Source organism: Microbacterium sp. AG1240 (assembly GCF_003635115.1).
Lineage (GTDB): Bacteria > Actinomycetota > Actinomycetes > Actinomycetales > Microbacteriaceae > Microbacterium.
Genome location: NZ_RBXJ01000002.1, coordinates 163,426 through 189,475 on the forward strand (window position 1 = coordinate 163,426; position 26,050 = coordinate 189,475).

At 70.4% G+C, this 26,050-nt stretch carries 25 protein-coding genes and 1 tRNA gene; 17 read left to right on the forward strand and 9 right to left on the reverse strand.

Annotated features, from left to right (window positions below; genetic code table 11):
* Positions 1-26: 26 nt before the first annotated feature.
* Positions 27-1,565, reverse strand: a complete 1,539-nt coding sequence (locus DEU34_RS09335; RefSeq protein ID WP_259460098.1) for a PucR family transcriptional regulator — start codon at positions 1,563-1,565, stop codon at positions 27-29.
* A 105-nt stretch (positions 1,566-1,670) separates the two neighbouring features.
* On the opposite strand from DEU34_RS09335, the gene gabT reads away from it, so the two are divergent.
* The 5 genes from gabT to DEU34_RS09360 are packed head-to-tail and all read left to right on the forward strand — an operon-like array spanning position 1,671 to position 8,351.
* Positions 1,671-3,023 carry a 4-aminobutyrate--2-oxoglutarate transaminase gene (gabT, locus tag DEU34_RS09340; RefSeq protein ID WP_121149930.1) on the forward strand — a complete coding sequence of 451 codons (1,353 nt, stop codon included), beginning with the start codon at positions 1,671-1,673 and terminating at the stop codon, positions 3,021-3,023.
* A 42-nt stretch (positions 3,024-3,065) separates the two neighbouring features.
* Positions 3,066-4,529, forward strand: a complete 1,464-nt coding sequence (locus DEU34_RS09345) for a flavin monoamine oxidase family protein (RefSeq protein ID WP_259460099.1) — start codon at positions 3,066-3,068, stop codon at positions 4,527-4,529.
* On the forward strand, positions 4,526-5,413 hold the full coding sequence (locus DEU34_RS09350) for a universal stress protein (protein WP_121149932.1): 888 nt from the start codon (positions 4,526-4,528) through the stop codon (positions 5,411-5,413). Before DEU34_RS09345 ends, DEU34_RS09350 begins: the two co-directional genes overlap by 4 nt.
* Positions 5,410-6,993 (forward strand): APC family permease, encoded by a 1,584-nt coding sequence (locus DEU34_RS09355; protein ID WP_121149933.1) that lies wholly within the window; start codon positions 5,410-5,412, stop codon positions 6,991-6,993. Before DEU34_RS09350 ends, DEU34_RS09355 begins: the two co-directional genes overlap by 4 nt.
* Positions 6,990-8,351, forward strand: a complete 1,362-nt coding sequence (locus DEU34_RS09360; protein WP_121149934.1) for an NAD-dependent succinate-semialdehyde dehydrogenase — start codon at positions 6,990-6,992, stop codon at positions 8,349-8,351. Before DEU34_RS09355 ends, DEU34_RS09360 begins: the two co-directional genes overlap by 4 nt.
* Positions 8,352-8,420: 69 nt before the next feature.
* Here DEU34_RS09360 and DEU34_RS09365 read toward each other — a convergent pair whose 3' ends face one another.
* The gene (locus DEU34_RS09365; protein WP_121149935.1) at positions 8,421-9,875 is read right to left on the reverse strand and encodes a DUF2079 domain-containing protein; all 1,455 of its coding nucleotides are present in this window, start codon (positions 9,873-9,875) and stop codon (positions 8,421-8,423) included.
* 93 nt (positions 9,876-9,968) lie between these two features.
* Here DEU34_RS09365 and DEU34_RS09370 point away from each other — a divergent pair, with 93 nt between their 5' ends.
* The 8 genes from DEU34_RS09370 (at position 9,969) to rplA (ending at position 16,003) form a co-directional block, all read left to right on the forward strand.
* On the forward strand, positions 9,969-10,673 hold the full coding sequence (locus DEU34_RS09370; protein ID WP_121149936.1) for a response regulator transcription factor: 705 nt from the start codon (positions 9,969-9,971) through the stop codon (positions 10,671-10,673).
* Positions 10,670-12,112, forward strand: coding sequence for a cell wall metabolism sensor histidine kinase WalK (locus DEU34_RS09375; RefSeq protein WP_121149937.1), 1,443 nt, complete (start codon positions 10,670-10,672; stop codon positions 12,110-12,112). Before DEU34_RS09370 ends, DEU34_RS09375 begins: the two co-directional genes overlap by 4 nt.
* A gap of 196 nt (positions 12,113-12,308) precedes the next feature.
* Positions 12,309-12,962, forward strand: coding sequence for a bifunctional 4-hydroxy-2-oxoglutarate aldolase/2-dehydro-3-deoxy-phosphogluconate aldolase (locus DEU34_RS09380; RefSeq protein ID WP_121150569.1), 654 nt, complete (start codon positions 12,309-12,311; stop codon positions 12,960-12,962).
* A 209-nt stretch (positions 12,963-13,171) separates the two neighbouring features.
* Positions 13,172-13,244, forward strand: a tRNA-Trp gene (locus tag DEU34_RS09385).
* A gap of 45 nt (positions 13,245-13,289) precedes the next feature.
* Positions 13,290-13,568: a preprotein translocase subunit SecE gene (gene secE, locus DEU34_RS09390; RefSeq protein WP_116647801.1), complete on the forward strand. Its 279-nt coding sequence runs from the start codon at positions 13,290-13,292 to the stop codon at positions 13,566-13,568.
* 62 nt (positions 13,569-13,630) lie between these two features.
* Positions 13,631-14,746, forward strand: a complete 1,116-nt coding sequence (gene nusG, locus DEU34_RS09395; RefSeq protein ID WP_121149938.1) for a transcription termination/antitermination protein NusG — start codon at positions 13,631-13,633, stop codon at positions 14,744-14,746.
* A 119-nt stretch (positions 14,747-14,865) separates the two neighbouring features.
* Positions 14,866-15,297: a 50S ribosomal protein L11 gene (gene rplK, locus DEU34_RS09400; RefSeq protein WP_116647803.1), complete on the forward strand. Its 432-nt coding sequence runs from the start codon at positions 14,866-14,868 to the stop codon at positions 15,295-15,297.
* A gap of 13 nt (positions 15,298-15,310) precedes the next feature.
* A complete protein-coding gene (rplA, locus tag DEU34_RS09405) occupies positions 15,311-16,003 on the forward strand; it encodes a 50S ribosomal protein L1 (RefSeq protein WP_121149939.1) in 693 nt (230 codons plus the stop codon).
* A gap of 58 nt (positions 16,004-16,061) precedes the next feature.
* Here rplA and DEU34_RS09410 read toward each other — a convergent pair whose 3' ends face one another.
* Both DEU34_RS09410 and DEU34_RS09415 read right to left on the reverse strand, forming a co-directional pair.
* Positions 16,062-16,337: an acylphosphatase gene (locus DEU34_RS09410; protein WP_121149940.1), complete on the reverse strand. Its 276-nt coding sequence runs from the start codon at positions 16,335-16,337 to the stop codon at positions 16,062-16,064.
* 31 nt (positions 16,338-16,368) lie between these two features.
* A complete protein-coding gene (locus DEU34_RS09415) occupies positions 16,369-17,025 on the reverse strand; it encodes a LysE/ArgO family amino acid transporter (protein ID WP_259460100.1) in 657 nt (218 codons plus the stop codon).
* 69 nt (positions 17,026-17,094) lie between these two features.
* Here DEU34_RS09415 and DEU34_RS09420 point away from each other — a divergent pair, with 69 nt between their 5' ends.
* Positions 17,095-17,982 carry a LysR family transcriptional regulator ArgP gene (locus tag DEU34_RS09420; protein WP_121149942.1) on the forward strand — a complete coding sequence of 296 codons (888 nt, stop codon included), beginning with the start codon at positions 17,095-17,097 and terminating at the stop codon, positions 17,980-17,982.
* Positions 17,983-18,009: 27 nt separating this feature from the next.
* Here DEU34_RS09420 and fdhA read toward each other — a convergent pair whose 3' ends face one another.
* The 5 genes from fdhA to DEU34_RS09445 all read right to left on the reverse strand — a co-directional run bounded on the left by fdhA (position 18,010) and on the right by DEU34_RS09445 (position 23,478).
* On the reverse strand, positions 18,010-19,230 hold the full coding sequence (fdhA, locus tag DEU34_RS09425; protein ID WP_121149943.1) for a formaldehyde dehydrogenase, glutathione-independent: 1,221 nt from the start codon (positions 19,228-19,230) through the stop codon (positions 18,010-18,012).
* Positions 19,231-19,338: 108 nt separating this feature from the next.
* Positions 19,339-20,370, reverse strand: a complete 1,032-nt coding sequence (locus tag DEU34_RS09430; protein WP_121150571.1) for an NADP-dependent oxidoreductase — start codon at positions 20,368-20,370, stop codon at positions 19,339-19,341.
* Between the two features lie 118 nt (positions 20,371-20,488).
* Positions 20,489-20,989, reverse strand: coding sequence for a MarR family winged helix-turn-helix transcriptional regulator (locus DEU34_RS09435; protein ID WP_121149944.1), 501 nt, complete (start codon positions 20,987-20,989; stop codon positions 20,489-20,491).
* 1 nt (position 20,990) lies between these two features.
* Positions 20,991-22,682 carry an MDR family MFS transporter gene (locus DEU34_RS09440; protein WP_121149945.1) on the reverse strand — a complete coding sequence of 564 codons (1,692 nt, stop codon included), beginning with the start codon at positions 22,680-22,682 and terminating at the stop codon, positions 20,991-20,993.
* A gap of 121 nt (positions 22,683-22,803) precedes the next feature.
* Positions 22,804-23,478, reverse strand: a complete 675-nt coding sequence (locus tag DEU34_RS09445; protein ID WP_121149946.1) for a YqaJ viral recombinase family protein — start codon at positions 23,476-23,478, stop codon at positions 22,804-22,806.
* Between the two features lie 229 nt (positions 23,479-23,707).
* Between DEU34_RS09445 and DEU34_RS09450 the strand changes: the two genes are divergently transcribed.
* From DEU34_RS09450 to rplL, 3 genes are all read left to right on the forward strand, one after another.
* Positions 23,708-24,691 (forward strand): hypothetical protein, encoded by a 984-nt coding sequence (locus tag DEU34_RS09450; RefSeq protein WP_121149947.1) that lies wholly within the window; start codon positions 23,708-23,710, stop codon positions 24,689-24,691.
* A gap of 364 nt (positions 24,692-25,055) precedes the next feature.
* Positions 25,056-25,571, forward strand: coding sequence for a 50S ribosomal protein L10 (gene rplJ, locus DEU34_RS09455; protein ID WP_116647812.1), 516 nt, complete (start codon positions 25,056-25,058; stop codon positions 25,569-25,571).
* A 45-nt stretch (positions 25,572-25,616) separates the two neighbouring features.
* Complete coding sequence (gene rplL, locus DEU34_RS09460; protein WP_116647813.1) at positions 25,617-26,006, forward strand: 50S ribosomal protein L7/L12; 390 nt, start codon at positions 25,617-25,619, stop codon at positions 26,004-26,006.
* Positions 26,007-26,050 lie beyond the last annotated feature (44 nt).

Consider the following 26,050-nt stretch of genomic DNA (forward strand, 5'->3'; position numbering starts at 1 on the left):
TTGTGGACTCTCGACGGGTACCGGCGTCAGCGCTGCGCGACCTGCAGCGCCGCCCACAGCTCGGCGCGGGCGGGGAACGCGGTCAGGTCGGTGCCGAGGGTGCGCTCGACCAGCCCGATGCGCGCACGCACCGTGTGGCGGTGCACGCCCAGGGCGGTCGCGGTCGCGTCCAGTCTCGCGTCGTTCTCGAGCCACGCGCGGGCGGTGGCGACCAGCTCCGTGCCGTGCGCGCGGTCGTGGTCGACCAGGGGTGCGAGAGCGGATGCGGCGACCAGGCGGGCGACGTCGGTGTCGAGCGCACCGAGGATGCCGGATGCGGCGACATCGCCGAACGTCGATACACCGGCCCCGCCTCGCCGCAGCGCCGACCAGGCCTCGTCGTGCCCCTGCGCGAAGGCCGCATACGACACGGCGCTCGACAGGCCGACGCGCGCGCCGAAGCGGTCGGCGAGCCCGTCGGCGAGGCTCCCGGCCGGCTCGGCCAGGGCGAAGACGAGCCCGTGCGGCCCGCGGCCGAACAGCACCGTTCCCGGCCCTTCGGCAGCGCGTCCTTCGAGCCACTCGGCGGCGGCGTCGGCTGCCGCCGGTGACGCGTCGGCGATCCCGACGACGACAGGGGCCGAGGGGAGCCCGCCCCACAGCTCCCGTCCGAAGCGCCGCGCGAGCACGACGTCGCCGGCGAGCAGCGCGTGCACGACCCCGCCGCGCAGCAGCGCCCGCGCTCGGGCGACCCCGTCGTTCTGCTCGAGCGCGAGACCGGCGAGGGCGATGACGGAGGTCACGACGGCACGCCCCTCGGCGTCGAGCGCTCCGCCGGCGATGGCGATGACGCCGCGGAGGTGCCCTCCGCGGCCGAGGGTCTGCAGCGAGAAGGGTGTGCCGCCGATCTGCAGCGACGAGCCCGCGCGCGCTCCGCGCCGCAGCACCGCCCCGACCTCCGACGCGAGCGCCCGGCGCGTCTCGGCGTCGAGGGCGTCGGCCGGGTGCTCGCGGCGCAGCGCCCCCGCCGGGTCGAAGAGCCCGACCCAGGCGTCGAGCTGGCGGGCGAGCTCGGCCAGCGTCGCCGAGAGGCCGTCGGGACGGAGGGCGGCCAACGACACCGCGCGCTGAGCCGCGAGCGCCCAGCTGCGCCGGGCGAAGTCGCCGGCGGCGATGGTCTCGGCGTTCGCGCGCGCCACGGCGATGAACGGGGTGCGGTAGGGCACCTCGAACAGCGGCATCCCCTCGCGGCGACAGGCGGCGAGGAGGAGCGGGGGGATGCCGTCGCGCACGACCTCGGTGCCGAACCCGAGCGCGGCCACGCCCCGGTCGCGCAGGCGCCGGACGTACCCGTCGTACAGAGCGGCGTCATCGGGGGCGGCGACGAACTGGGTGCCCGTGGTCAACAGCACGAGCCCCTCCGAGAGGAACGGCGTCGGATCGAGCAGGTCGGTGCTGTGCACCCACTGCACGGGGCGGTCGAGGGCATCCGGCCCGAGGTCGTCCGGTGCCGTCGCGAGGGTCAGCCGCAGGTCGGCCCGCGCCAGCAGGGCGCGCAGCGTCGGCCGATCGATCGTTCGGTCCACGGGATCCTCCTCGACGCGCATGTTCGACAGTGCGTACACATCGACGCTGACGAATGTACACGGAGGCGATTCAGCGGTGCGCGGCCCGGTCCGTAGCATCCGACCATGAGCCTCACCGATCACGCCCCCCTCGTCGGCGGCCCGTCGCTTCCGCAGGAGCGCCGGCTCGTCACCCCCATCCCCGGACCCGCCTCGCAAGAGCTGCTGGCCCGCAAGGCCGCGGCCGTGGCATCCGGGGTCGGGCACACGGTGCCGATCCACGCCGTGGCAGCGGGCGGCGGCGTGGTCGTCGACGCCGACGGCAACTCGCTCATCGATCTGGGGTCGGGCATCGCGGTCACCACGGTCGGCAACGCGCACCCCGCGGTCGTCGCTGCCGTGCAGGCGCAGGTCGCGCAGTTCACCCACACCTGTTTCATGATCTCGCCCTACGAGTCGTACGTCGCCGTCGCCGAGGCGCTGAACCGCCTCACCCCCGGCGACCACGAGAAGAAGAGCGCCCTGTTCAACTCCGGCGCGGAGGCGGTCGAGAACGCGGTGAAGATCGCCCGCAAGGCCACCGGGCGACAGGCCGTCGTCGCCTTCGATCACGCCTACCACGGGCGCACGAACCTCACGATGGCGCTGACGGCGAAGAGCATGCCGTACAAGAGCGGCTTCGGCCCCTTCGCCTCCGAGGTGTACCGCGCCCCGATGTCGTACCCGTTCCGCGACGGACTGAGCGGGGCGGATGCGGCGGCCAAGGCCATCTCGCTGATCGAGAAGCAGATCGGCGCCGACAACCTCGCCGCCGTGCTCATCGAGCCCATCCAGGGCGAGGGCGGCTTCATCGTGCCCGCCGACGGGTTCCTCCCCGCACTGGTCGACTGGTGCCGCGCGAACGGCGTCGTCTTCATCGCCGACGAGGTGCAGTCGGGCTTCGCCCGCACCGGCGCGATGTTCGCCAGCGACCTCTTCGGCATCGTGCCCGACCTCGTCACCACCGCGAAGGGCATCGCCGGCGGCCTCCCGCTCGCCGCGGTCACCGGGCGTGCCGAGCTGATGGACGCCGCCCACGCCGGCGGCCTCGGCGGCACCTACGGCGGCAACCCGATCGCCTGCGCCGCCGCGCTCGCCGCCATCCAGGCGTTCGAGGACGAAGACCTCTCGGCCCGGGCGCGCGAGCTGGGCGAGGTGCTCGTCGGGCGCCTGCGCAGCATCCAGTCATCCGATCCCCGTGTCGGCGACGTGCGCGGACGCGGCGCCATGATCGCCGCGGAGTTCGTCGACCCGACCACCGGCCGGCCCGATGCGGCGCTCGCCGGCGCGGTGGCGAAGGCGTGCATCGCCGAGGGCGTGATCGTGCTCACCTGCGGCACGTACGGCAACGTGATCCGCTTCCTCCCGCCCCTGTCGATCCCCGACCATCTGCTCGACGAGGGCCTCGACGTCGTCGCGGCCGCCCTCGCCGCCGCATAGCAGGACCAATGTCCCGCTCTGCGTGAGGAAGACGGCGAATCCTTGCAGGGATCGGGACATGCCCGGGGCAGCGCCCCGACCGACACCGTTCAGCGAAGAAAGGCACAGTCCATGACCGAGATCACCAGAGACGTCGTCATCGTCGGCGCGGGGGCCGCGGGCCTCACCGCCGCGAACGAGCTGCGCAAGGCCGGGCTGTCGGTGGCGGTGCTCGAGGCGCGCGACCGCGTCGGCGGGCGGCTGTGGACCGACGTCATCGACGGCGCGATGCTCGAGCTCGGCGGTCAGTGGGTCTCGCCCGATCAGGACGCCCTCATCGAGACCGTCGCCGATCTCGGGCTCGAGACCTTCAGCCGGTACCGCGAGGGCGAGAGCGTCTACGTCGGCCCCGACGGTGTGGCGCACCGCTTCACCGGAGAGATGTTCCCGGTCAGCGCCGAGACCGAGCGCACCATCGCCGAGATCACCGAGCGCCTCGACGCGATGGTCGCGGAGATCGATCCCGATCGGCCGTGGGCGCACGAGAAGGCGGCGGAGTGGGACACCGTGTCGTGGGACGCCTGGCTGCGTGCGCAGACCGACGACGACGAGGCGGTGCGCAACCTCGCGTTCGCGACCGGATCGGCCATGCTGACCAAGCCGACGCACTCCTTCTCGCTGCTGGCGTCGCTGCTCATGGCGGCGTCGGCCGGGTCGTACTCCCACCTCGTCGACGCCGACTTCATCCTCGACAAGCGGGTCGTGGGCGGGCTGCAGCAGGTGCCGCTCCTCCTCGCGGAGCGCCTGGGCGACGACGTCTTCCTCGGGCAGCCGGTCCGCTCCCTCGAGTGGGACGCCTCGCCGAACGGGGGAGGCGTCGTCGCCGTCGCCGACGGCATGACCGTACGTGCCCGCCACGCGATCCTCGCGCTCGCGCCGGTGCTCTACCCGCGCATCTCGTTCGTGCCGCCGCTTCCCCGGCTGCAGCACCAGATGCACCAGCACATCTCGATGGGGTTCGTCATCAAGGTGCACGCGGTGTACGAGACACCGTTCTGGCGCGACAAGGGGCTGTCGGGCACCGCGTTCAGCCCCTACGAGCTCTCGCACGAGGCGTACGACAACAGCAACCACGGCGACGAGCGCGGCACGCTGGTCGGCTTCGTCTCGGATCGCACCGCCGATGACCTGTTCCGCCTCTCGGCCGAGGAGCGCAAGGAGCGCATCCTCGATTCCCTCTCGCACTACTACGGCGAGGAGGCGAAGAGCCCGGTCGTGTACTACGAGAGCGACTGGGGCACCGAGGAGTGGACCCGCGGGGCCTACGCCGCGAGCTTCGACATCGGCGGACTCGCCCGCTACGGCCGATACCTGCGCGAGCCGGTCGGTGCGATCCATTTCGCGTGCAGCGACATCGCCGGCCCCGGCTACCAGCACGTCGACGGGGCGATCCGCATGGGGCGGCACGCGGCATCCGAGATCCTGGCCTCGCGCTCCGAAGCCGCCGAGAGCGAGCCGGGCGCATGAGCGCGCCGATCGTCGTCGGCTACACCGCCACCGACGCCGGGGAAGACGCCCTCGCCCTCGGCACCCGCCTCGCCCGCGCCTCGGGCGCGCCGCTGGAGGTCGTGCTCGTGCTCCCCGACGAGTCGCGCAACGCCATCGTGCCGCCCGACGCGGGGTACGTCCGGCACCTCCGCGAGCAGGCGGAGGAGTGGCTGGCGCGGGCGGTCGAGAAGATCGCGGATGCGGCGCGCCACCGCACGCACCTGAGGTACGCCGAGTCGTTCGCCGAGGGCCTCATCGCCGCGGCCGACGAGCTCGGTGCCCGTTGCATCGTCGTGGGGGCGGCCAACGGGGGGATCCGGGGCCGGCACCGGCTCGGAAGCGTCGCGAGCGAGCTGTTGCACTCCTCCGACGTGCCGGTCGCGCTGGCCCCGGAGGGGTCGCGGCTGCTCGATCCGGCGACCGCGCTCACTCGCGTCACCACGTTCGTCGGCACCCGCCCGGGCGCCGACGTGCTGCTGGAGGAGAGCGTCTCGCTCGCGACGGCGGCATCCGTTCCGCTGCGGCTCATCTCGATCGAGACGATCGATCTGCCCGCCGGCCTCGACACCGCCGCCATCCGCGTCGCCGGTTCCGAGCATGCCGAGGGCGTACTCGGCCGGGCGCGAGAAGCACTGCCCGAGGGGCTTGCCGCCGACGCCGTCGTCGCCCGCGGAGAGAGCATCGAAGACGCCGTCGGCGCCGCGGCCTGGGACCCGGGCGAGATCGCGGTCGTGGGTTCGTCGCGCCTCGCGCAGCCGCGACGGCTGTTCCTCGGATCCACCGCGGCGAAGATGCTGCACGAGCTCCCTGTGCCGCTCCTGGTCGTGCCCCGTACCCGCGCCACCGAAGGAGATCGACGATGACCGCTCCAGAAGGCACCCCGCTCGCCCCCACCGCCGGCGCGGAGGCCGGCGGCCTCTCCGGCAAGGGGCTCTCGGCCGGGACGGTGGGCCTCATCGGCGCCATCGTCATCGGCATCTCGTGCATCGCGCCGGCCTACACGCTGACCGCCGCACTCGGTCCGACGGCCTCGGAGGTCGGTGTGCAGGTGCCCGCGATCATCCTCGTGGGCTTCATCCCGATGCTGCTCGTCGCCTTCGGCTACCGCGAGCTGAACAACCGCATGCCCGACTCCGGAACGTCGTTCACCTGGGCCTCGCGCGCCTTCGGCCCGTGGATCGGCTGGATGGCGGGGTGGGGCCTGATCGCGGCGACCGTGATCGTGCTGTCGAACCTCGCCGGCATCGCGGTCGACTTCCTCTTCCTCCTCATCGCGCAGATCACGAACAACCCGGGCATCGCCGAGATCGCGGCCGACCCGCTCGTCAACGTCATCGTCTGTCTGCTGTTCGTGCTGGGCGCCACCTACGTCTCCTACCGAGACATGCAGACGACCCAGAAGCTGCAGTACGTGCTCGTCGGCTTCCAGGTGCTCGTGCTCGTCGTCTTCGCCATCGCCGCGATCGTGCACGTGGCCTCGGGAAACGCGTTCGATGCCACCCCCATCGACTGGAGCTGGTTCAACCCGTTCGCGGTGTCGTCGTTCAGCGCGTTCGCCGCGGGGCTCTCGCTGTCGATCTTCATCTTCTGGGGGTGGGACGTCACCCTCACCATGAACGAGGAGACGAAAGACCCCGACAAGACCCCGGGGCGCGCGGCGACCATCACGGTCATCACGATCGTGGTGCTCTACCTGCTCCTGGCGATCTCGCTCATCATGTTCGCGGGGGTCGGCACGGGTGAGCTCGGCCTCGGCAACTCCGACATCAGCGACAACGTGTTCTTCCACCTGTCGGGACCGATCATGGGGCCGCTGGCCTTCCTCGTCTCGCTCGCGGTGCTGACGAGTTCGGCGGCGTCCCTCCAATCGACCTTCGTCTCTCCCGCCCGGACGCTCCTGGCAATGGGGCACTACGGGGCGCTCCCGCCGAAGTTCGCCACGGTCAGCCCGCGGTTCTTCACCCCGGGGTACGCCACGATCGCGGCGGCCATCGTCGCATCCGTCTTCTATGCCGTCATGCGGTTCGTCTCGGTCAGCGTCTTGACCGACACGATCCTGACCCTCGGCATGATGATCTGCTTCTACTACGGCCTGACCGCGTTCGCGTGCGTCTGGTACTTCCGCAAGCAGTGGTTCGACTCGGCGCGCAACGTCTTCTTCACGTTCCTCTTCCCGCTCGTGGGCGGGGTGATCCTGGCGGTGCTGTTCGTGACGACGCTGGTCGACAGCATGGACCCCGAGTACGGCAGCGGCTCGTCGGTCTTCGGCGTCGGGCTGGTGTTCGTGCTCGGCGTGACCATCATCGTGCTCGGGATCGTCATCATGGTGTGGCAGGCGATCCGTCGTCCCGCCTTCTTCCGGGGCGAGACCCTGTCGCTCGACGCCCCGCCGAGCGCTCGTCGCCGGCGCCAGACCGCAGCCAACCGATCGGAGAAGCCATGACCGACTACGCCGTCGTGAACCCCGCCACCGGCGAGACCCTCGCCACCTACGACACCTTCGACGACGCGGCCGTCGACGACGCGGTGCGTCGGGCGGATGCTGCGGCCCGGACCTGGGCCGCCACCGCACCCGGCGAGCGGGCGGAGCTGCTGCGCCGCGCCGCTCAGCTGCACCGCGATCGCGCCGACGATCTCGCCGCGATCATCGTGCGAGAGATGGGCAAGGTGCACGCGGCCGCGCTCGAGGAGGTCGGCTTCGCCGCCGACATCACCGAGTACTACGCCGACCAGATGGATCGGATCACCGCCGACCAGCCGATCGACATCCTCGGCGAGGGCACCGCGGTGATCCGCCGTTCCCCGCTGGGGGCCCTGCTGGGCATCATGCCGTGGAACTTCCCGTACTACCAGGTGGCCCGTTTCGCGGCGCCGAACCTGGCGATCGGCAACACGATCCTGCTCAAGCACGCGCCCCAGTGCCCCGAGTCGGCCCTCGCGATCGAGGCGATCTACCGCGACGCGGGCTTCCCCGACGGCGCCTACGTCGACCTCCGCATCACGAACGAGCAGGCCGCCGACATCATCGCCGATCCCCGCGTGCACGGCGTCTCGGTCACGGGGTCGGAGCGCGCCGGAGCCGCCGTCGCCGAGGTCGCCGGGCGCAACCTCAAGAAGGTCGCGCTCGAGCTCGGCGGATCCGACCCCTTCATCCTGCTGTCCACCGACGACCTCGACGCCGCGGTGGAGGCCGCCGTCGGCGCGCGCCTGGACAACACCGGGCAGTCGTGCAACGGCGCGAAGCGCTTCATCGTCGTCGACGACCTCTACGACGCGTTCCTGGAGAAGTTCACCGCCGAGATGAGCGGCGCGAAGGTCGGAGACCCCGACGCCGACGACACCGTGCTCGGTCCGCTGTCGTCGCTGGTGGCCGCCGAGCGGCTCGCGGAGCAGGTCGACCGCGCCGTCGCGCAGGGGGCCACGCTGGTGACCGGCGGCACGCGCGACGGAGCGTTCTTCGCGCCGACCGTGCTCACCGGGGTCACCCGAGACATGGACGCCTACCGGGAGGAGTTCTTCGGCCCCGTCGGCGCGGTCTACCGCGTCGCCGATGAGGACGCCGCGGTGGAGCTCGCGAACGACACCCCGTTCGGGCTCGGGTCGTACGTGTTCACCACCGACGCCGAGCAGGCCGAGCGGGTGGCCGACCGTCTCGACGCCGGCATGGTCTACGTCAACCTCGTGCTCGCCGATTCGCCCGAGCTGCCGTTCGGCGGCGTCAAGCGCAGCGGCACGTCCCGTGAGCTGGGCCTGCTGGCCGCGGACGAGTTCGTGAACAAGAAGCTGATCCGCATCGGCTGAGCCCCGCAGCATCCTGAGTTGCCGCGTTCCGGTGCCTCCCGCCCCGGAGAGAGCCCGGATCGCGGCAACTCAGCCGACGCGCTGCAGGAGGATCACTCCGTCGGCGGCGTCGACGAGGCGGTAGCCGGAGCGCTGAGCCTGGGCGGAGAGGTCGACGAGGTCGTCGGCGTCGAGGGGGAACTGCCGGGGTATCGACGTGTCGGCGATGATGAACCGGGGCAGGCTCGCCTCGATCGGAACGATTCCGAGAAGGCCGACCTCCGCTCGTCCGGTGAGCTGGGGCACGAGCGAGTTGGTGGCCGCGACGGTCGCGTGGTCGGGGATCTGACGCAGGATGCTGCGCGCGGCGGCCACGTGCGGATCGGGCTGCCAGAGCGCGGGCGTCAGCAGCTGCGCGAGCGGGGAGGCCGTGAGGAGCGCCGCGGTGGCTGCGACGCTCACGACGAGCGCGACGCGGTGGCGGATGCAGCCCCACCCGCCGCGATGACGCAGGCGGAGGAGCGCGTCGACGAAGGCGGCCGTGACGACGGGTACGAGAACCGCGTCGTAGTGGAACGAGGTGCCCCAGTACTGGGGATTGTCGGACAGGAACCGCCAGGCGAGGGTGGGGACGACCAGGAGCACGATCGGGGAGCGGAGCGCGAGGAAGGCCGTCGGGAGCAGCAGCGCCGCCACTGTGGCGAGCTTCTCGTCCATCGACGCCAGCGTCGTGAGCTGGGTCATCGCGGTGCCGAGTCCGACCTGGCCGGTGTAGACGTTGGTGCCGCCGGGGTTGAACAGGGGAATCAGTGCGAAGCTCTCGATCGCCGTGGCGGCGATTCCGAAGACCGCGGTGGCGATACCCGAGCGTCGCCCGCGTCGATCGGATCGTCCGGCGAAGAGCGCGACGAGGACGCCGATCCCCGCCACGGTGAGTCCCAGGTCTTCCTTCACCAGCACGAGGGGAAGCGCCCAGAGCGCCGCGGGCACCAGGCGCCGTCGTCCGAGGGCGGTGAGGGAGAAGGCCAGGAGCGGAACGGCGAACGCGATCTCGTGGAAATCGAACGCGACCGCGTGCGCCAGACCCCCGGCCGCCCCGTAGCAGAACGCCACGACGACCGCCGTCCGCGGGCCGAGCGTGCGAGCGGCCCAGGTGGCGAGCGGCACGACCCCGACGGCGAGCAGGACGGCCTGGGCGACCAGGAGCGTCTCCGGGCCTGCGAACACGAGGCGGAGGGGCGCGAGCACAGCGAGGACGGGGGAGAAGTGATCGCCGAGCAGCGGGTAGTCGATCCCCTTCAACAGAGACGTGGGGAGGCGCCCCTCGGCGTAGGCGCGCACACCCTGATCGAAGATGCCGAGGTCGTATCCGGTCGTCCTCATCTGCGCGTGCCGCTGCAGCGAGAGGGTGGCGAAGACCGCGGCGAGCACGATCGCGCCGCCCCACCCCAGTGCGGCGGCGCGGTCGAGCCCCGCCACCCGCCTCGTCGGGCGGGGGGAGCGCGCAGGGGCGGCCGGAGGATCGAGCACGAGTCGATGAGCCATGGCGCCATCGTCGGGGCGGGTCGCTGATCCGCACCTGACGTCCCCTGACGTCGGCGTCAGCATCCGGCTCGACGCGAGTGTGACACTGGGGCCATGCGCATCCTCATCGTCGACGACGAGCGAGCCTTCGCCGACGTGCTGGCGATCGGGCTCACCGCGGAGGGCTTCGCCGTCGACAGCGTGCACGACGGTCGCACGGGCTACCTGATGGCGGCCACCGGGGCCTACTCCGCGATCGTGCTCGACCTGATGCTGCCCCAGCTGAGCGGATACGCCGTCTGCGCCCGGCTGCGCGCGGAGGGGGTCACGACGCCCGTCATCGTGCTCACGGCGAAGAACGGCGAGTACGACGAGGTGGAGGCGCTGCAGAGCGGCGCGGACGACTACCTGCGCAAGCCCTTCAGCTATCCGGTGCTGGTCGCCCGCATCCACTCGCTCCTGCGTCGCCCGGCCGCGCTCGCCGAGAGCGTGCTCACCGTCGGCGATCTCGTCATCGACGCCAGCCGCCGACGCGTGCGTCGAGGGGGCACGCCGGTCGAACTCGGCGCCCGCGAGTGGTCCATCCTCGAGGTGCTCGCGCGAGCCGCCGGCACCGTCGTGTCCAAGGAGGCGCTCCTCGGGGAGGCGTGGCCGGATGCGGCGGACGACGTGAACCTCGTCGAGGCCCGCGTCAGCGTCTTGCGCCGCAAGATCGACGCTCCCTTCGATCGGCACTCGCTCGTCACCGTCCGCGGAGCCGGGTACCGCCTCATCGATGACCGGGCGGAGGCCGAACGACACCCCGGGTGGCACGGATGACCGGGCCGCGGCGCACCGCCCGCGCCGGCATCGCCGTGCGCATCACCGTGGCCGCGGCCGTTCTGGCGGCCGTGCTGCTGACCGGTGGGGCGCTTCTGGTGCGCGCGGCGCTGCACTCGTCCCAGATGGCCGCGACGCAGCAGCTGGCCGAGGCGCAGGCGTCGCAGATCATCGACGCGACGCGGCAGAACGTCCTGCTGTCGGGTGCGTTCGGGTCGTTGCCGTACGAGCTCGTCCGCAGCGATGGCGTCGTCGTCGCCGCCTCCCCCGACCTCGCCGAGACCGACGGCCCGGTCTTCCCGACTCCCGCGTCGGATGCGACCCAGGCGGCCGGCGAGGTATGGTCGGCCACCATCACCGGAGGACCCCTGTCGGGTCGGACGCTGACGGCGGTGAGCAGCACGCTCCGCGCGACGAGCATCCCCGGATTCGCGCAGGGGGAGATTCCGGGAAGCCCGGTCGCCGACGTGGAGTCGACGACGTATCGCGCCTACGTGCTGGTGAGCACGACGGCCGCGGATCGGGCGGTCGCCACGATCGATCCCTACCTGTGGGCGGGGGTCGTCGTCATCGTCGCGCTCATGGCGACGACCGCCGCGCTCACCGCCAAACGATCCCTTCGTCCGGTCGATCGGATGCGTCGCGCGGCAGAGGCCATCTCGGGGGCGCCGGGCGGGGCGAGACTCGCGGTCCCCGACACCGACGACGAGCTGCGGGCTCTCGCCACGACCCTCAACGCGATGCTCGAGCGGATCGACGACGCCGCGATCCGGCAGGAGCGCTTCGTCGCCGATGCCGCGCACGAGCTCCGCAGCCCGATCACCTCGCTCATCACCGCCGTCGAGGTCGCTCGCGCTCATCCGGGCGTCGTTCCGGCGGAACGGACGCTCGCGCACGTGCACCTCGAGGCCCGACGCCTCGAGCAGCTCGCCGGCGACCTGCTCGAGCTCTCGGCGGCCGGTCGCGCGACGCACCCCGACGACAGGCGCTCCGGCGTCCACGAGGTTCTGCGCGATGCGGTGGCGCACGCGCCGGCCCGTTCCCCGCGCGTCGAGATCCGAACCGGGGAGTTGGTCGGGCACGACGCCGCAGAGGTGCGGATCGGGTCGCGCGAGCTGAGCCGCGTCTTCGGCAACCTCCTCGACAACGCCGTCCGGCACGCCCGCACCCTCGTCGAGACCCGTGTGGACGTCGACGCCGTCGGGGTGCGGATCGAGATCGCCAACGATGGCGAGCCCATCCCCGGCGTCGACCTCGCGCGGATCTTCGAACCGTTCGTGCGACTCGACGACTCGCGTGCGAGGGAGACCGGCGGCACGGGCCTCGGGCTCTCGATCGCGCGCGAGATCGTCTCTCGCGCCGGTGGCACCCTGACCGTCGCGTCGACGTCGTCCCGCACGGCGTTCACCGTCGATCTGCCGGCTGCCGCCGCATCCTGAGTTGCCTCGATCCGGTGCTTCCCGCCCCGCGAAGAGCACGGATCGCGGCAACTCGTCGCACCTGGCGCACCCGAGCCGACGGGAGTGACGCCGCACCGCGTCCTGCTAGCGTCTTTCGTGGACAGACGCGGCGCGAAACGACGTGACCCTCGACACCCCGCATCGCGCGGACACCGCCTCATCGATGGGATCCCTCATGACGAGTGACGCCGTGGCGCGTCTCGCCCTCCCCGACCTCACCACGAGCACCCGACTGGTCGTCGTGGTGCGCGCCCCCGCGGCCGACGACTACGACGGCGTCCTCGAGACCCTCCGCGAGGCGGGGGTGCGCAGCGTCGAGCTCACCCTCACCACTCCGGGCACCATCGAGCGGCTCGCCGATCTCGTCGCGAGGTACGGCGACGAGATCGATCTCGGCGTCGGCACCGTCGTGACCGCCGATCAACTCGCCCGCGCCGTCGATGCGGGGGCTCGCTACCTCGTCACGCCCGTGACGTCTGCCGCGTTGGTCGCCCAGGCGACGGCCGCGGGGGTGCCGATCATTCCGGGCGGGCTCACCCCGACGGAGCTGTTCTCGTCGTGGTCGGCCGGCGCATCGGCGGTCAAAGTGTTCCCCGCGGGTCAGGTCTCGCCCGACTACGTCAAGGATCTGCGCGGCCCCTTCCCCGGGATCGACGTGGTGCCCTCCGGTGGCGTCGACCTCGCCGGGGCGGAGACCTGGCTTCGCGCCGGGGCCGTGGCGGTCAGCGTCGGAGGCCCGCTCCTGGGTGATGCGCTCCGCGGCGGCGACCGGGCGGCACTGCGCGCTCGGGCCGAAGCGTTCGTGCGTGTCTGTGCGTCTGAGCACTGAGTTGCCGCACTCCGGGGCCTCTGCGTGGGGGTCGCCCCGCATCGTGGCAACTCGACGATCTCGGGCCCGGTTCGCCACCGCCGGGGGCATGGCATAGACTGGATGAAGCAGTTGAAGTCTGCATTCTTTCGCCGTGCCCGCGGGTCGGGACGACAATCCCCGGTCAGGTCAGGGTGGAAGACTGTGGGCATCCCGGGCCGCAAGGCCTTAGGGCGGTAGCTCAATTGGCAGAGCAGCGGTCTCCAAAACCGCAGGTTGCAGGTTCGATTCCTGTCCGCCCTGCGCGTCAGCGCACGCTGACACACGGAAGGTACTCAGGTGAGTTCGATGGTCCAGGATGAGCCGGCGGGCGGCGACGTCGTCGCCAAGCGTGACGCGCCGCGCGAGAAGAAGCCCAACTTCTTCCTGCGCATCGTCATCTTCATCCGCCAGGTCTTCGCAGAGCTCCGCAAGGTCGTCACGCCGACCCGTCAGGAGCTGCTGAAGTTCACGGCAGTCGTGCTCGGATTCGTCGTCGTGATGATGGCGCTGGTCTACGGGCTCGACGTGCTTTTCGTCTGGGTCACGAGCGTCGTGTTCGGCGTACCGGGCGGCACCGTCCCCTGAGCGGCGCCTCTGCGCCCGCGGAGCGCGTCGAGCGCTCGCACCACGAACGGAAGAGAACACAAGTGTCAGAACGATTCACCGACGACGCCGACTGGGCGACCGCGGCCGAGCAGTCCAGCGAGGACGACGAAGCCCAGGAGGGCAACCAGCTCGCCGCCGAGGAGCGCTCCGTCGCACCCGCCGAGCAGGTCGCCCTGCACATCGAGGACGAGAACGGCTCCGACGAGAGCGACGGCCTCGACGAGATCGAGGTCGACGACCCCGAGGCCGACGCGGTCGTGAACGACGCGCTCGAGATCGACCAGGCCGCCGAGGCCCAGGCCGCCGCCGAGGTGCTCACCGAGTCGCTCGAAGACGAGGTCGCCGAGCGCGCCGCCGAGGCCGCCGACGACGTCACCCCCTACGACGGTCCCGACGTCAACGGAGAGCCCGACGCGCCGGTGCTCGACGAGGACTTCGTCCAGGACGTGGATGCTGCGGCGTCCGTCGTCGACGATGTCGAAGCATCCGTCTCGCCCGCCGATGCCGCCGAGGCCCCGGCCGAGAGCGACGAGGACGCCGACCCGTACGAAGAGTTCCGCATGGATCTGCGGATGCTTCCGGGCAAGTGGTACGTCATCCACTCCTACGCCGGGTTCGAGCGCAAGGTGAAGGCCAACATCGAGCAGCGCAAGTCGACGCTCGAGGTCGAGGACGACATCTACCAGGTCGAGGTCCCGATGGAGGACGTCGTCGAGATCAAGAACGGTCAGCGCAAGATGGTCACGCGCGTCCGGATCCCCGGCTACGTGCTCGTGCGCATGGAGCTCAACGAAGACACCTGGTCGGTCGTGCGTCACACGCCCGGCGTCACGGGCTTCGTGGGCAACGCGCACAACCCGACTCCGCTCCGCTTCGAAGAGGCCTTCAACATGCTGAAGAGCCTCGTCGAGGTCAAGGAGGTCGCTCCCGCCAAGGCCGGCGCCACCAAGGGCGGCCAGCCGCTCGCGCGCAGCGTCGTCACCGAGGTCGACTTCGAGATCGGCGAGACGATCACGATCAAGGAGGGCTCGTTCGCGGGTCTTCCCGGTTCGATCAGCGAGATCAAGCCCGAGAGCGGCAAGCTCACGGTGCTCGTGTCGCTCTTCGAGCGCGAGACCCCGGTCGAGCTGTCGTTCGACCAGGTCACCAAGCAGTAAGCACAGACTTCCCGAGGGGTGCGCTGGTCGCACGGTCCCGGGGGAACCGCTGTCCGGAGATGCCGGGCGTGCGGGAGAACGGATGCTTCGCCGCATCCGTTCGATGAAAGGAAAAGGAAATGGCACCCAAGAAGAGGGTTACCGGCCTGATCAAGCTCCAGATCAAGGCCGGCGCCGCCAACCCCGCGCCGCCGATCGGTCCGGCGCTCGGTCAGCACGGCGTCAACATCATGGAGTTCTGCAAGGCGTACAACGCGGCGACCGAGGCCCAGCGCGGCAACGTCATCCCCGTCGAGATCACCGTCTACGAGGACCGCAGCTTCACGTTCATCCTGAAGACGCCCCCGGCCGCCGAGCTCATCAAGAAGGCCGCCGGACTGTCCAAGGGCTCGCCGACCCCGCACACCACCAAGGTGGGCAAGCTCACCAAGGAGCAGGTGCGCGAGATCGCGACCACCAAGCAGCCCGACCTCAATGCGAACGACATCGAGGCCGCGTCGAAGATCATCGCCGGCACCGCCCGTTCCATGGGCATCACGGTCGAGGGCTGAGGGGAATACGAATATGGCTACCAAGTCCAAGGCCTTCCAGGCCGCTGCCGCCAAGATCGAGGCGGACAAGTTCTACACCCCCACCGAGGCTGTCGCCCTCGCGAAGGAGACCGGCTCGGCGAAGTTCGACTCGACCGTCGAGGTCGCGCTGAAGCTCGCGGTCGACCCCCGCAAGGCCGACCAGATGGTTCGCGGAACCGTCATCCTGCCCCACGGCACGGGTAAGACCGCCCGCGTCATCGTCTTCGCCACCGGCCCCGCGGCCGAGGCTGCCATCGCAGCCGGCGCCGACGAGGTCGGCGGAGCCGAGCTCATCGAGAAGGTCGCCGGCGGCTACACGTCGTTCGACGCCGCCGTCTCGACCCCCGAGCTCATGGGCCAGGTCGGTCGCCTCGGAAAGGTCCTCGGACCCCGCGGCCTCATGCCGAACCCGAAGACCGGCACCGTGACCCCCAACCCGGCCAAGGCCGTCGAGGAGATCAAGGGCGGAAAGATCGAGTTCCGCGTCGACAAGCACGCCAACGTGCACTTCGTCGTCGGCAAGGCGTCGTTCTCGGCCGAGCAGCTCGACGAGAACATCGCCGCAGCTCTCGAAGAGGTCGTTCGTCTGAAGCCGTCGAGCTCGAAGGGCCGCTACATCCAGAAGGGTGCGGTGTCGACCACGTTCGGCCCCGGCATCCCGCTGGACGTCAACGCCATCGTCTGACGCACCGCGTACAAGAGGGTCTCACCGGTCTCCGGTGGGGCCCTCTTCGCGTGTGCCGTCAGACGGTGTCGCGGATCTCGAAATCGCCCGCGCCGGTGGCGGGGATGTCGGTGACCTGGAGGTCGTCGACGCGGGCGCCGGGCGGCCCGTGCGCCATCCAGGCGAGCACCGCATCGACCTGCTCGTCCGAGCCCTCCACCTCGGCCTCGACCGATCCGTCGGCTCTGTTGCGCACCCAGCCCGACACTTCGGCGCGCCGCGCGAAACGGCCCGTCGAATAGCGGTATCCGACCCCCTGGACCAGACCTCGGACGACGACATGGATGCGGCGCATCTGCCCATCGTGCCGCACGTCCCGGGCGCTGTCAGTGCGGAAGCACCAGACCGACGGCCAGCACGATCATCACCACGGCGATCACCCCGTCGAGGATCCGCCATGCGCGAGGGGTTGCGAGCCATCGGCTCAGGTAGCGCGAGCCGAACGCCAGCGTGAAGAACCAGGCCACGCTCGCCATCATGGCGCCCGCGGCGAAGACCCAGCGGGCATCGCCGTGCGTGGTGGCGACCGAGCCGAGGAGGAACACCGTGTCGAGGTAGACGTGGGGGTTCAGCCATGTCAGCGCCAGGCACGTCAGCACCACGGGGGCGAGCCGCGGTCGTGTCGCCAGCGCCGTGGCGGCGGGCGCAGCATCCGACATCCCTCGCGTGGGTGCGACATCGACCCGCAGCGTCGCACCGCCCGGACGCCAGGCGCGGCGCGCGGCGAGAAGTCCGTAGCCGAGGAGGAACGCGGCGCCCGCCCAGCGCACGACGTCGACGACCCAGGGAACGGCCGCCAGCACGAGCCCGATGCCCGATACGCCGACGGCGATGAGCAGGGCGTCCGAGGCCGCGCACACGAGAGCCACCGTGAGGGCGAACTCGCGCCGGAGCCCCTGACGCAGCACGAAGAGGTTCTGCGCCCCGATCGCGACGATGAGAGAGAGGCCGAGTCCGATGCCGGCGAAGAGCGAGGTGAGCACGCTCCGACGGTAGGCGCGTCTCCGTATCAAGTACAGCTCATTATTCTTGCGTGCCATTAGCGTGGCTTCATGCAGATTCCGCTCGACCTCGCGCGCACTCTCGCCGTTGTCGTCGACGAGGGCACCCTCGACGCGGCCGCGCGCCGCCTCCACATCACGGCGTCGGCCGTGAGCCAGCGCATCCGTGCGCTCGAGAACCGCCTCGGTCGCGTGGTGCTGGTGCGCTCCAAGCCCGTGCGGGCGACCGACGCGGGGGAGGCGGTGGTGCGTCTCGCCCGTCAGCTCGCGCTCATCGAACACGACGCCCTCGCCGAGATCGGCGACGGAGGCGAGGGGGCAACAGCCGTCGTGCCTCTCGCCGTCAACGCCGACTCCCTCGCGACCTGGTTCCTGGCGCCGCTCGCCCGTCTCGCCGAACGCCGGCGCATCGTGTTCGAGCTGCACCGCGACGATCAGGACTTCACCGCGGGTCTTCTCGAATCGGGCACGGTGATGGGGGCCGTGACCTCTCGTGCGGCACCCGTCGGCGGTTGCCGCGTCAGCGCACTCGGCGTGCTCCGCTACGAAGCGGTCGCCGGCGCGTCGTTCGCGGCCCGGTGGTTCGCCGGGGGCGTGGATGCGGCGTCGCTCGCCGCCGCACCGGTGGTCGACTTCGACCGGCGCGACGACCTGCAGTCGCGATGGCTGACGGCGAACGGCGTCGACCCGTCGTCGCCCCCACGACACCTGGTGCCGGCGTCGAGCGACTTCGCCGAGGCGGTCGTGCGCGGACTGGGGTGGGGGCTGTTGCCGCGCTTCCAGTCGGAGGCGCACCTGCGGACGGGAGGCCTCGTCGCCCTGGGCGGGCCGCCGATCGATGTCGCGCTCTACTGGCAGCAGTGGAACCTCACGTCCGACCTGCTCGATGCCATCGCCGACGAGGTGGTCGCCGAGGGGCGGCGGGTACTCGCTCACTGAGCGCCCGCCGCCCGTTGGGCGACCCGGTCAGGCTGCCGTGATGTAGCCGTTCGGGTTGAGCACGTACTTGCGCGCCGTGCCACTGTCGAAGTCGGCGTAGCCCTGCGGGGCTTCGTCGAGAGTGATCGGGGTGGCGTGGACGGCCTTGGCGATCTGCACCTTGTCGTGCAGGATCGCCATCATCAGCTGCCGGTTGTAGCGCATGACCGGGCACTGACCGGTGGTGAACGACAGCGATTTCGCCCACCCGAGCCCCAGGCGCAGCGAGAGCGAGCCGACCTTCGCCGCTTCGTCCACCCCGCCGGGGTCGCCCGTGACGTAGAGCCCCGGAATGCCGAGCGCGCCGCCCGCCGCCGTGAGATCCATCAGCGAGTTCAGCACCGTCGCGGGTGCCTCCTGCGCCGAGTCGGAACCGTGACCGCGAGCCTCGAACCCCACCGCGTCGACCGCGCAGTCGACTTCCGGAACCCCGAGGATCTGCGCGATCTGATCCTTCGGATCGCCCTTCGAGACGTCGACCGTCTCGCAGCCGAACGACCGGGCCTGCGCGAGGCGCTCCTCGTTCAGGTCGGCGACGATCACGGATGCTGCGCCCAGCAGTTGGGCGGAGACGGCGGCGGCGAGGCCGACGGGCCCGGCGCCGGCGATGTACACGGTGGATCCCGGACGCACCCCCGCGGTGTAGGCGCCGTGGAATCCCGTCGGGAAGATGTCGGAGAGCATGGTGAGGTCGAGGATCTTCTCGAGCGCCTGATCGCGATCGGGGAAGACCAGGAGGTTCCAGTCGGCGTAGGGGACGAGCACGTACTCGGCCTGGCCGCCGACCCATCCGCCCATGTCGACGTACCCGTAGGCGCTGCCCGGGCGGTCGGGGTTCACGTTGAGGCAGATGCCCGTCTTCCCCTCCTTGCAGTTGCGGCATCGCCCGCAGGCGATGTTGAACGGGACGGAGACGATGTCGCCGACCTTGACGAACTCCACGTCGGGGCCGACCTCGATGACCTCGCCGGTGATCTCATGGCCGAGCACGAGTCCCTCGGGGGCGGTCGTGCGACCGCGCACCATGTGCTGGTCGGATCCGCAGATGTTGGTGGCGACGGTGCGGAGGATCGCCCCGTGAGGAACCTTCCGTCCGACGTTCGCGGGATTCACCCCCGGCCCGTCCTTCAGCACGAACTCCGGATAGGGGGTATCGATGACTTCCACGACACCAGGACCCTTGTACGCAACCGCTCGGTTCGTCGACATCTTCGTCGCTCCTTCGTGAGGGGGCGCGCATCGTCGCGCGCCGATGCCACCCACCCTTCCACCGAGGCACCCGTTGCGCGACCCCCTCCGGGCACCGGGCGGTGCGTCTCAGTCGTCGCTGACGCGCAGGACGAGCTTGCCCCGCGTGTGCCCGCGCTCGAGCTCGCGGTGCGCGTCGGCCGCCTCGTCGAGCCCGAAGACCCGATCCACGTACACCTGCACGGCTCCCGACTCGAGCAGGCGTGCGATCGTCGCGAGAGTTCCGCCGTCGGGCACGACCTTGAAGCTCGTGGCGCGGAAGCCTTCGGCGGTCGCCGCCTCGTGGAACCCCGGCCAGGCGCCGGTCGGCACCTCGATCAGCAGTCCGCCCGGACGCAGTGCCCGGAGCGAGCGGGTGCCGGTGTCGTCCATCACGTTGCCGACGAGATCGATCACCACGTCGGCGTCGGAGACGTGATCCTCGAACCGCTGGGCGGCGTGGTCGATGACGGTGCGGGCGCCGAGTTCGCGCAGCCAGTCGGCATTGCGGGCGGAGCCCGTGGCGATCACCTGCGCTCCGAAGTACGACGCGAACTGCACCGCGAAATGGCCCACCCCGCCGCTGCCCGCGTGGATGAGGATGCGCTGGCCCTCGTGCGCGAGAGCGGTCTCCACCACGAGGCCCCACGCGGTCAGTGCCGCCAGCGGTACGCCCGCCGCCTCGACGTGCGAGAGCGACGCGGGCTTGCGCGCGAGCGAGAGCGAGGGCACCGTCACGTACTCGGCGTAGGTGCCTCCGGTGCGGGGGAAGCCCGCCATGCCGAACACCTCCGTGCCTACCGGGAACGCGTGCGACTCGTACGGCGATGTCACGACGACGCCGCTGAAGTCGAACCCGAGCGCCGTCGGGAACGAGCCGATCGCGCCGGACACCCCCGAGCCCGATCGGGTCTTGGCGTCGATCGGATTGACGCCGGCGGCGACGACCCGCACGAGCACCTCGCTCAGGATCGGCGCGGGGGTGTCGATCGTCGCGAGGTGCAGCTGCGCAGCATCCCCCGTCCGATCGATGACCGCGGCGCTCATCGTCGACGGCAGCGCGAGCGGCTCGGCGAGTGCGACGTCGGAGGGGGACTCGGGGCGCTGGGGCCGGAATCTCATCGGCGCTCCTTCCGTGCGATGGGCGACGACGGCGACGGTGCCGGCGACGGACACCAGTCAACCGCGGAAGTGTCTCCGCGGTGTTACGCGGGTGTCACCGCAGAAAGAAGCTCGGCGCTCAGGCCTCCGGCGTCTCGCCGGAGGCGAGGGAATGCAGGAGGCGGGTGAGATGGCGGATGTCGTCGATCGACCAGTCCTCCAGCACGGTGAACAGGCGCCCCTGCTGCGGAGCGCGGGCGACAGCCAGACGCTCCGCCCCCTCGGGGGTGACCGTGATCAGCCGAGACCGTCGATCGTCCGGGTCGAGCGTGCGCGCGACGAGGCCGAGCCCCTCGAGCTCCGAGACGCTGCGGCTGACGAGTCCCTTGTCGGAGGCGAGGTGCTCGGTGAGGGCCGACAGAGTGGTCGACTCGGAGCGACCGATCAACGACAACACCTTGTAGGTGCCGGGGAGCATGCCGGGGTGCACCCGGTCGGCCGCCGCGGCGAGGTGGCGGCGGTAGGCCATCATCAGCTCGGCGAACGACCCTTCGAGCGCCTCGACCGCGACCGACCGGTCGTCCCCCGTCGGCGCGTCGACCGGGATCGTCGCGTCGGCGGGGGAATCGGCGATCGTCATGTCAGTCATTCTCGCCGACGGAGGAGCGTGTCGTGCGGGCGTCGCTCTCAGGGACGGTCGTGACCGTACCGGTTCCGGCGAGCACCGACATGCCCTCGGGGGTCGAGACCGTCGCGAGGTCGGCTTCTCCGGCGTGGATCCGCTCGCTCGTGGTCATGCGGTTCAGCGGGTGGTTCGGCAGGAAGATGATCGCGATCAGGCTGATCACGGCGATCGGAACCGCGATCAGGAACGAGCTCGCGATCGACTGCGCGTAGATGTCCTCCACGATCACCCGCACGGACTCCGGGAGCGCCGAGACCTGCGGGATCGTTCCGGACTGCAGCTGCGCGGCCACCGCGGCGCCGTCGGCGCCCAGACCCGCGATCGCCGTCGCGATGTCGGCACCGCGGTCGGCGAAGAGGCCGGCGGCGGTCGTCGCCAGAGTCGCTCCCATGACCGAGACGCCGACGGTGCCGCCGAGGCTGCGGAAGAAGGTGACGCCGGAGCTGGCGGCACCCATGACCTCCGGGCGCGCGGTGTTCTGCACAATCAGCACGAGATTCTGCATCGTCATGCCCACGCCGGCGCCCAGGAGCGCCATGTAGAGGGAGACCAGAACGAAGTTCGTGTCGTAGTGGATCGTCGACAGGAGGGACGACCCGGCGATCAGCAGCACGCCTCCGGCGATCAGGTAGGGCTTCCAGTGGCCGTAGCGCGAGATGAGGGAACCGACGATCACGGATGCGAGGAGGAGCCCCGCGATCATCGGGATCGTCATGACGCCGGCCTCGGTCGGGGTCGCCCCGCGCGCCATCTGCATGTACTGGCTGAGGAACACCGCGGTGCCGAACATCGCCAGCCCGGTCGCGATCGAGGCGATCGTGGCGAGGGTGAACGTGCGGTTGCGGAAGAGCGTGAGGGGCACGAGGGGCTCCGACACGCGCAGTTCGACGATGACGAACAGGACGGCCGAGACGATCGCTCCGCCGACCATCAGCACGGTCTCGGTGCTCCACCACTCGTAGTTCTTGCCGGCGTTGGTGACCCAGATGAGGATCAGCGAGACGGCCGTCGCGAGCAGCACGATGCCGAAGTAGTCGATCTTCACCGCGCGCTTCGGTCGGGCCGGGAGGTGCAGGGTGCGCTGCTGGATGAACAGCGCCGCGACCGCGAAGGGGAGGGCGACGAAGAAGTTGAAGCGCCAGCCGAACGAGTCGGTGATCACTCCGCCCAGGAGCGGGCCGCCGACGGTGGCGACGGCCATGACGGCACCGAACAGGCCCATGTAACGGCCGCGCTCGCGGGGGCTGATGATGTCGGCCATGATGACCTGGCTCAGCGCGGCGAGGCCGCCGGCGCCGAGTCCCTGCACCGCGCGGAACGCGATGAGCATCTCGGTGTTCTGCGAGAAGCCGGCCGCCGCGGTGGCGAGCACGAAGATCGCGATGGCGATCTGGATCAGCAGCTTGCGGTTGAACAGGTCGGCGAGCTTGCCCCAGATCGGCGTCGAGATCGCGGTCGTCAGCAGGGTTGAGGTGATGACCCAGGTGAAGGCAGCCTGGTCGCCGTTGAGGTCGTGAACGATGACGGGCAGCGACGTGGAGACGACGGTCGATGCGAGCATCGACACGAACATCCCGAGGAGGAGTCCGATGAGCGCGGGAAGCACACGCCGTGGCGCGGTCTCGGGCTCGGAAGCAGTGGTGGCCATGAGAACCTTTGCGAACGAGGAAGAAGAGTCGCGACACCGTCGACGCGATAGTTGACTTTCATCAACCTTACTCCGATTGATTGACTTTCGTCAACTATCCCCGTGGCGGGCGGTGCACTGCTCAGCCGTCGGCCAACGCGAGCGCGCGGAATCTCTCCCTCGGGGGTTCGGCGCGCGCGACGGGCGCTCGCGCCGCCATGGTGCGGCGGTGCAGCTCGTCGATCAGAGCCGTGGCCAGCCGCACCAGGTTGTCGATCTCGCGTTCGTCGCGATCGACCCACTGGCACTGGGGTTCGTCTCCGACGGGCACGAACCCGTCGTGCTCCTCCCACGTGACGAGCGTGCGCTCGGCGCCGAGGACGTGCTGCTGCCACCAGACCTGTCGTAGATAGGTGCGCGGGATGCTGCGCCACTTCTTGTTCGTCGTCTTGATCTCGGCGAGGATGACCCGCCCCGCAGCATCCACCGTCACACCGTCGGGCGTCGCGAGGTGTCGCCTCTCGACGACCGCGTGGAACAGTGCGGAGGACGGCTGGATCCCGTGCGTGGCGGCGACCCACGCGGCGATCTCGGGCTCGCGCGCCTTGCCGTGCGCCGTGTAGGCGTTGCCGGAGAACCCCGATCCGAGCAGCTTCGCGTCGGCTGCCCGGGGGATGACCCGGTCGCTCGTCAGCGCGGCGACGTCGGTGGCGGTGATCCCTCGCGAGCGTGCGCGCACCCACGCGACCCGGTCGCGCGAGTCGGCCACGATCCGCGCGGCCAGCTCGGGGCTGCGCGCGGTCAGTTCGGGGGACATGCGTTCGACCCTAACCCCGCCTCCTCGCCGTGCGCTGCTCGACGCGCGTCGAGATCACGGCTTCTCGCCGAGAGTGCGGGGTACGGCCGCGCCGCGGCCGTACGCTCGGCAACAACCCGTGCGTTCGCGCCTCGTCGCCCTCTCCTGCACAGGGGCGTCAGTGCGGAGGGGATTCGGCATATGACGATGCGGGGCCTGCCCGGGCGCGCAGAGGGACTGAAGTGGTCGCATGCGACATCTCGGGCCGGGTGAGGCGCGGCGCCTCCTGCGAACGCGTGAGGATCTGTTCCTCGAAGGAGCGACTCGACGCTCCATCGAGGCGGAACTGCAGCGAGGAGAGCTGCGGCGCGTCCGCCGCGGATGGTTCGTCCGCGAGGAGGAGTGGCGGGGGCTGTGGTCCGAGTCTCGCCATCTCCTCCACGTCTGGGCCGTCATGGAGGGTGCTCGCAGCGCCGCCGTCGTGGCGTCGCACACGGCAGCCGCGGTGATGTGGGGCCTGCCGCTGTGGCGAACTGCCACGCCCCGCGTCCACCTGACATCCCGCACGGATGCGGCGATCTCGAGCGGAAGCGACGTCATGCGTCACCGGCTCGAGCTGCCCGAATCCGACGTGACGATCATCGAGGGGGTGCCGTGCACGACTCTCGAGCGAACGGTTTTCGACCTCTCGCGCACGCTATCGATGGAAGCGGCACTCGCTGCAGCCGACGCGGGAATGCGGCTCGTCAGCGTCGATGGCTTCACCGTGGACGAGGCTGCCGCGGGGCAGTGGCGGGAGGGGATGAGACGTCGACTCCACGATGCGACAGGGGTCCGTGGGGTCCGACGGGCGCGCTGGACGGCCGAGACCGCCGACGGGCTCGCGCAGCTGCCGGGGGAGAGTGTCAGTCGGCTGCAGTTGCTGAGGTTGGGATTCCGCAGGCTCAGACTGCAGGTTCCGGTGCCCTCGCCCGGGGGCAGCTTCTACTGGGTCGATATCGGCATCGAGGATGCGGCGACGTGGGGCGAGTTCGACGGCGCCACGAAGTACACCGATCGCGTCATGCGATCGGGTCGCTCCATCGAGCAGGTGATGCTCGACGAGAAGCAGCGCGAGGACTGGATACGCGGAACGACCCGGCGCCCCCTGGTGAGGTGGGGTGACCGCCACATCGGAAGCCCGCGCGCGCTCGGCGAGCGTCTCGCGGCCTTCGGCGTACGTCCACCCCGCTGACGCTGCGGCGCGCGCGCACGGGTTCTGCTCGAGCGCACGGCGTGGGCGCGGCACTTACGTGCTCTCTCGGGCACACGTCGTGCGTTGATGGATTTGGCGGGGGCGGGGCGGGGGCTTAGAGTGGGGGACAAGCCAAAGACCGCCGGTCATCGGGGTGCGCGAAAGCGCAGCACGATCGAAGCAGCTGACGCGAATCCCGCAAGGGATCGTGAACGCAGACCTGCGCAGGTGTACGAACGAATTCCCGATCGGGAACCACGCTCCGTGCCTTGCGCCGGAGCGTTTTTTCATTGCTGGGGAAAGACCGGATGCTGCGGCCCGACGCCCGCTCCCGCGGCGCGTCTCGTACACACAAGGAGTGGCCATGGCGCAGAAGGACGCATCGGTTGCCGAGCTCACGAAGCACTTCGAGGACTCGACCGCCGTTCTGCTGACCGAGTACCGCGGTCTGACGGTTGCCCAGCTCAAGGAGCTGCGCAACAACATCCGTCAGGACGCGGAGTACGCCGTGGTGAAGAACACGCTGACCAAGATCGCCGCGTCCAACGCGGGCGTGACGGGTCTGGACGACGAACTCAAGGGTCCGTCGGCCATCGCCTTCGTGCACGGTGACCCGGTCGCCGTCGCGAAGGGGCTGCGCGCCTTCGCCAAGGCTAATCCTCTTCTCGTGATCAAGGGCGGGTACTTCGACGGTGCCGCCCTGACCGCGGATGAGGTCAACAAGCTCGCCGACCTCGAGAGCCGTGAAGTCCTGCTGGCGAAGCTCGCCGGTGCGATGAAGGCCTCGCTGTTCGGCGCCGCATATCTGTTCAACGCACCGCTGTCGAAGGCCGTTCGCACGGTCGATGCGCTGCGCGACAAGCAGGAGTCCGCAGCCTGACACGGTCAGGCGCGGTACGAATAACCCCGATCAAGGAGAATCATCATGGCAAAGCTCACCACTGACGAGCTGCTCGACGCCTTCAAGGAGCTCACGCTCATCGAGCTCAGCGAGTTCGTCAAGAAGTTCGAGGAGACCTTCGAGGTCACCGCTGCGGCTCCGGTCGCCGTCGCCGCTGCCGGTGCCCCCGCCGGTGGCGCCCCCGCCGAAGAGGAAGAGGTCAAGGACTCCTTCGACGTCATCCTCGACTCGGTCGGCGACAAGAAGATCCAGGTCATCAAGGTCGTCCGCGAGCTCACCTCGCTCGGCCTCGGCGAGGCCAAGGCCGTCGTCGACGGTGCCCCCAAGGCCGTGCTCGAGGGCGCGACCAAGGACGCCGCTGACAAGGCGAAGGCCGCTCTCGAAGAGGCCGGCGCCAGCGTTACCCTCAAGTAACCCTGTCCACGAAGGGCCCCGGATGCTGCGAAGCATCCGGGGCC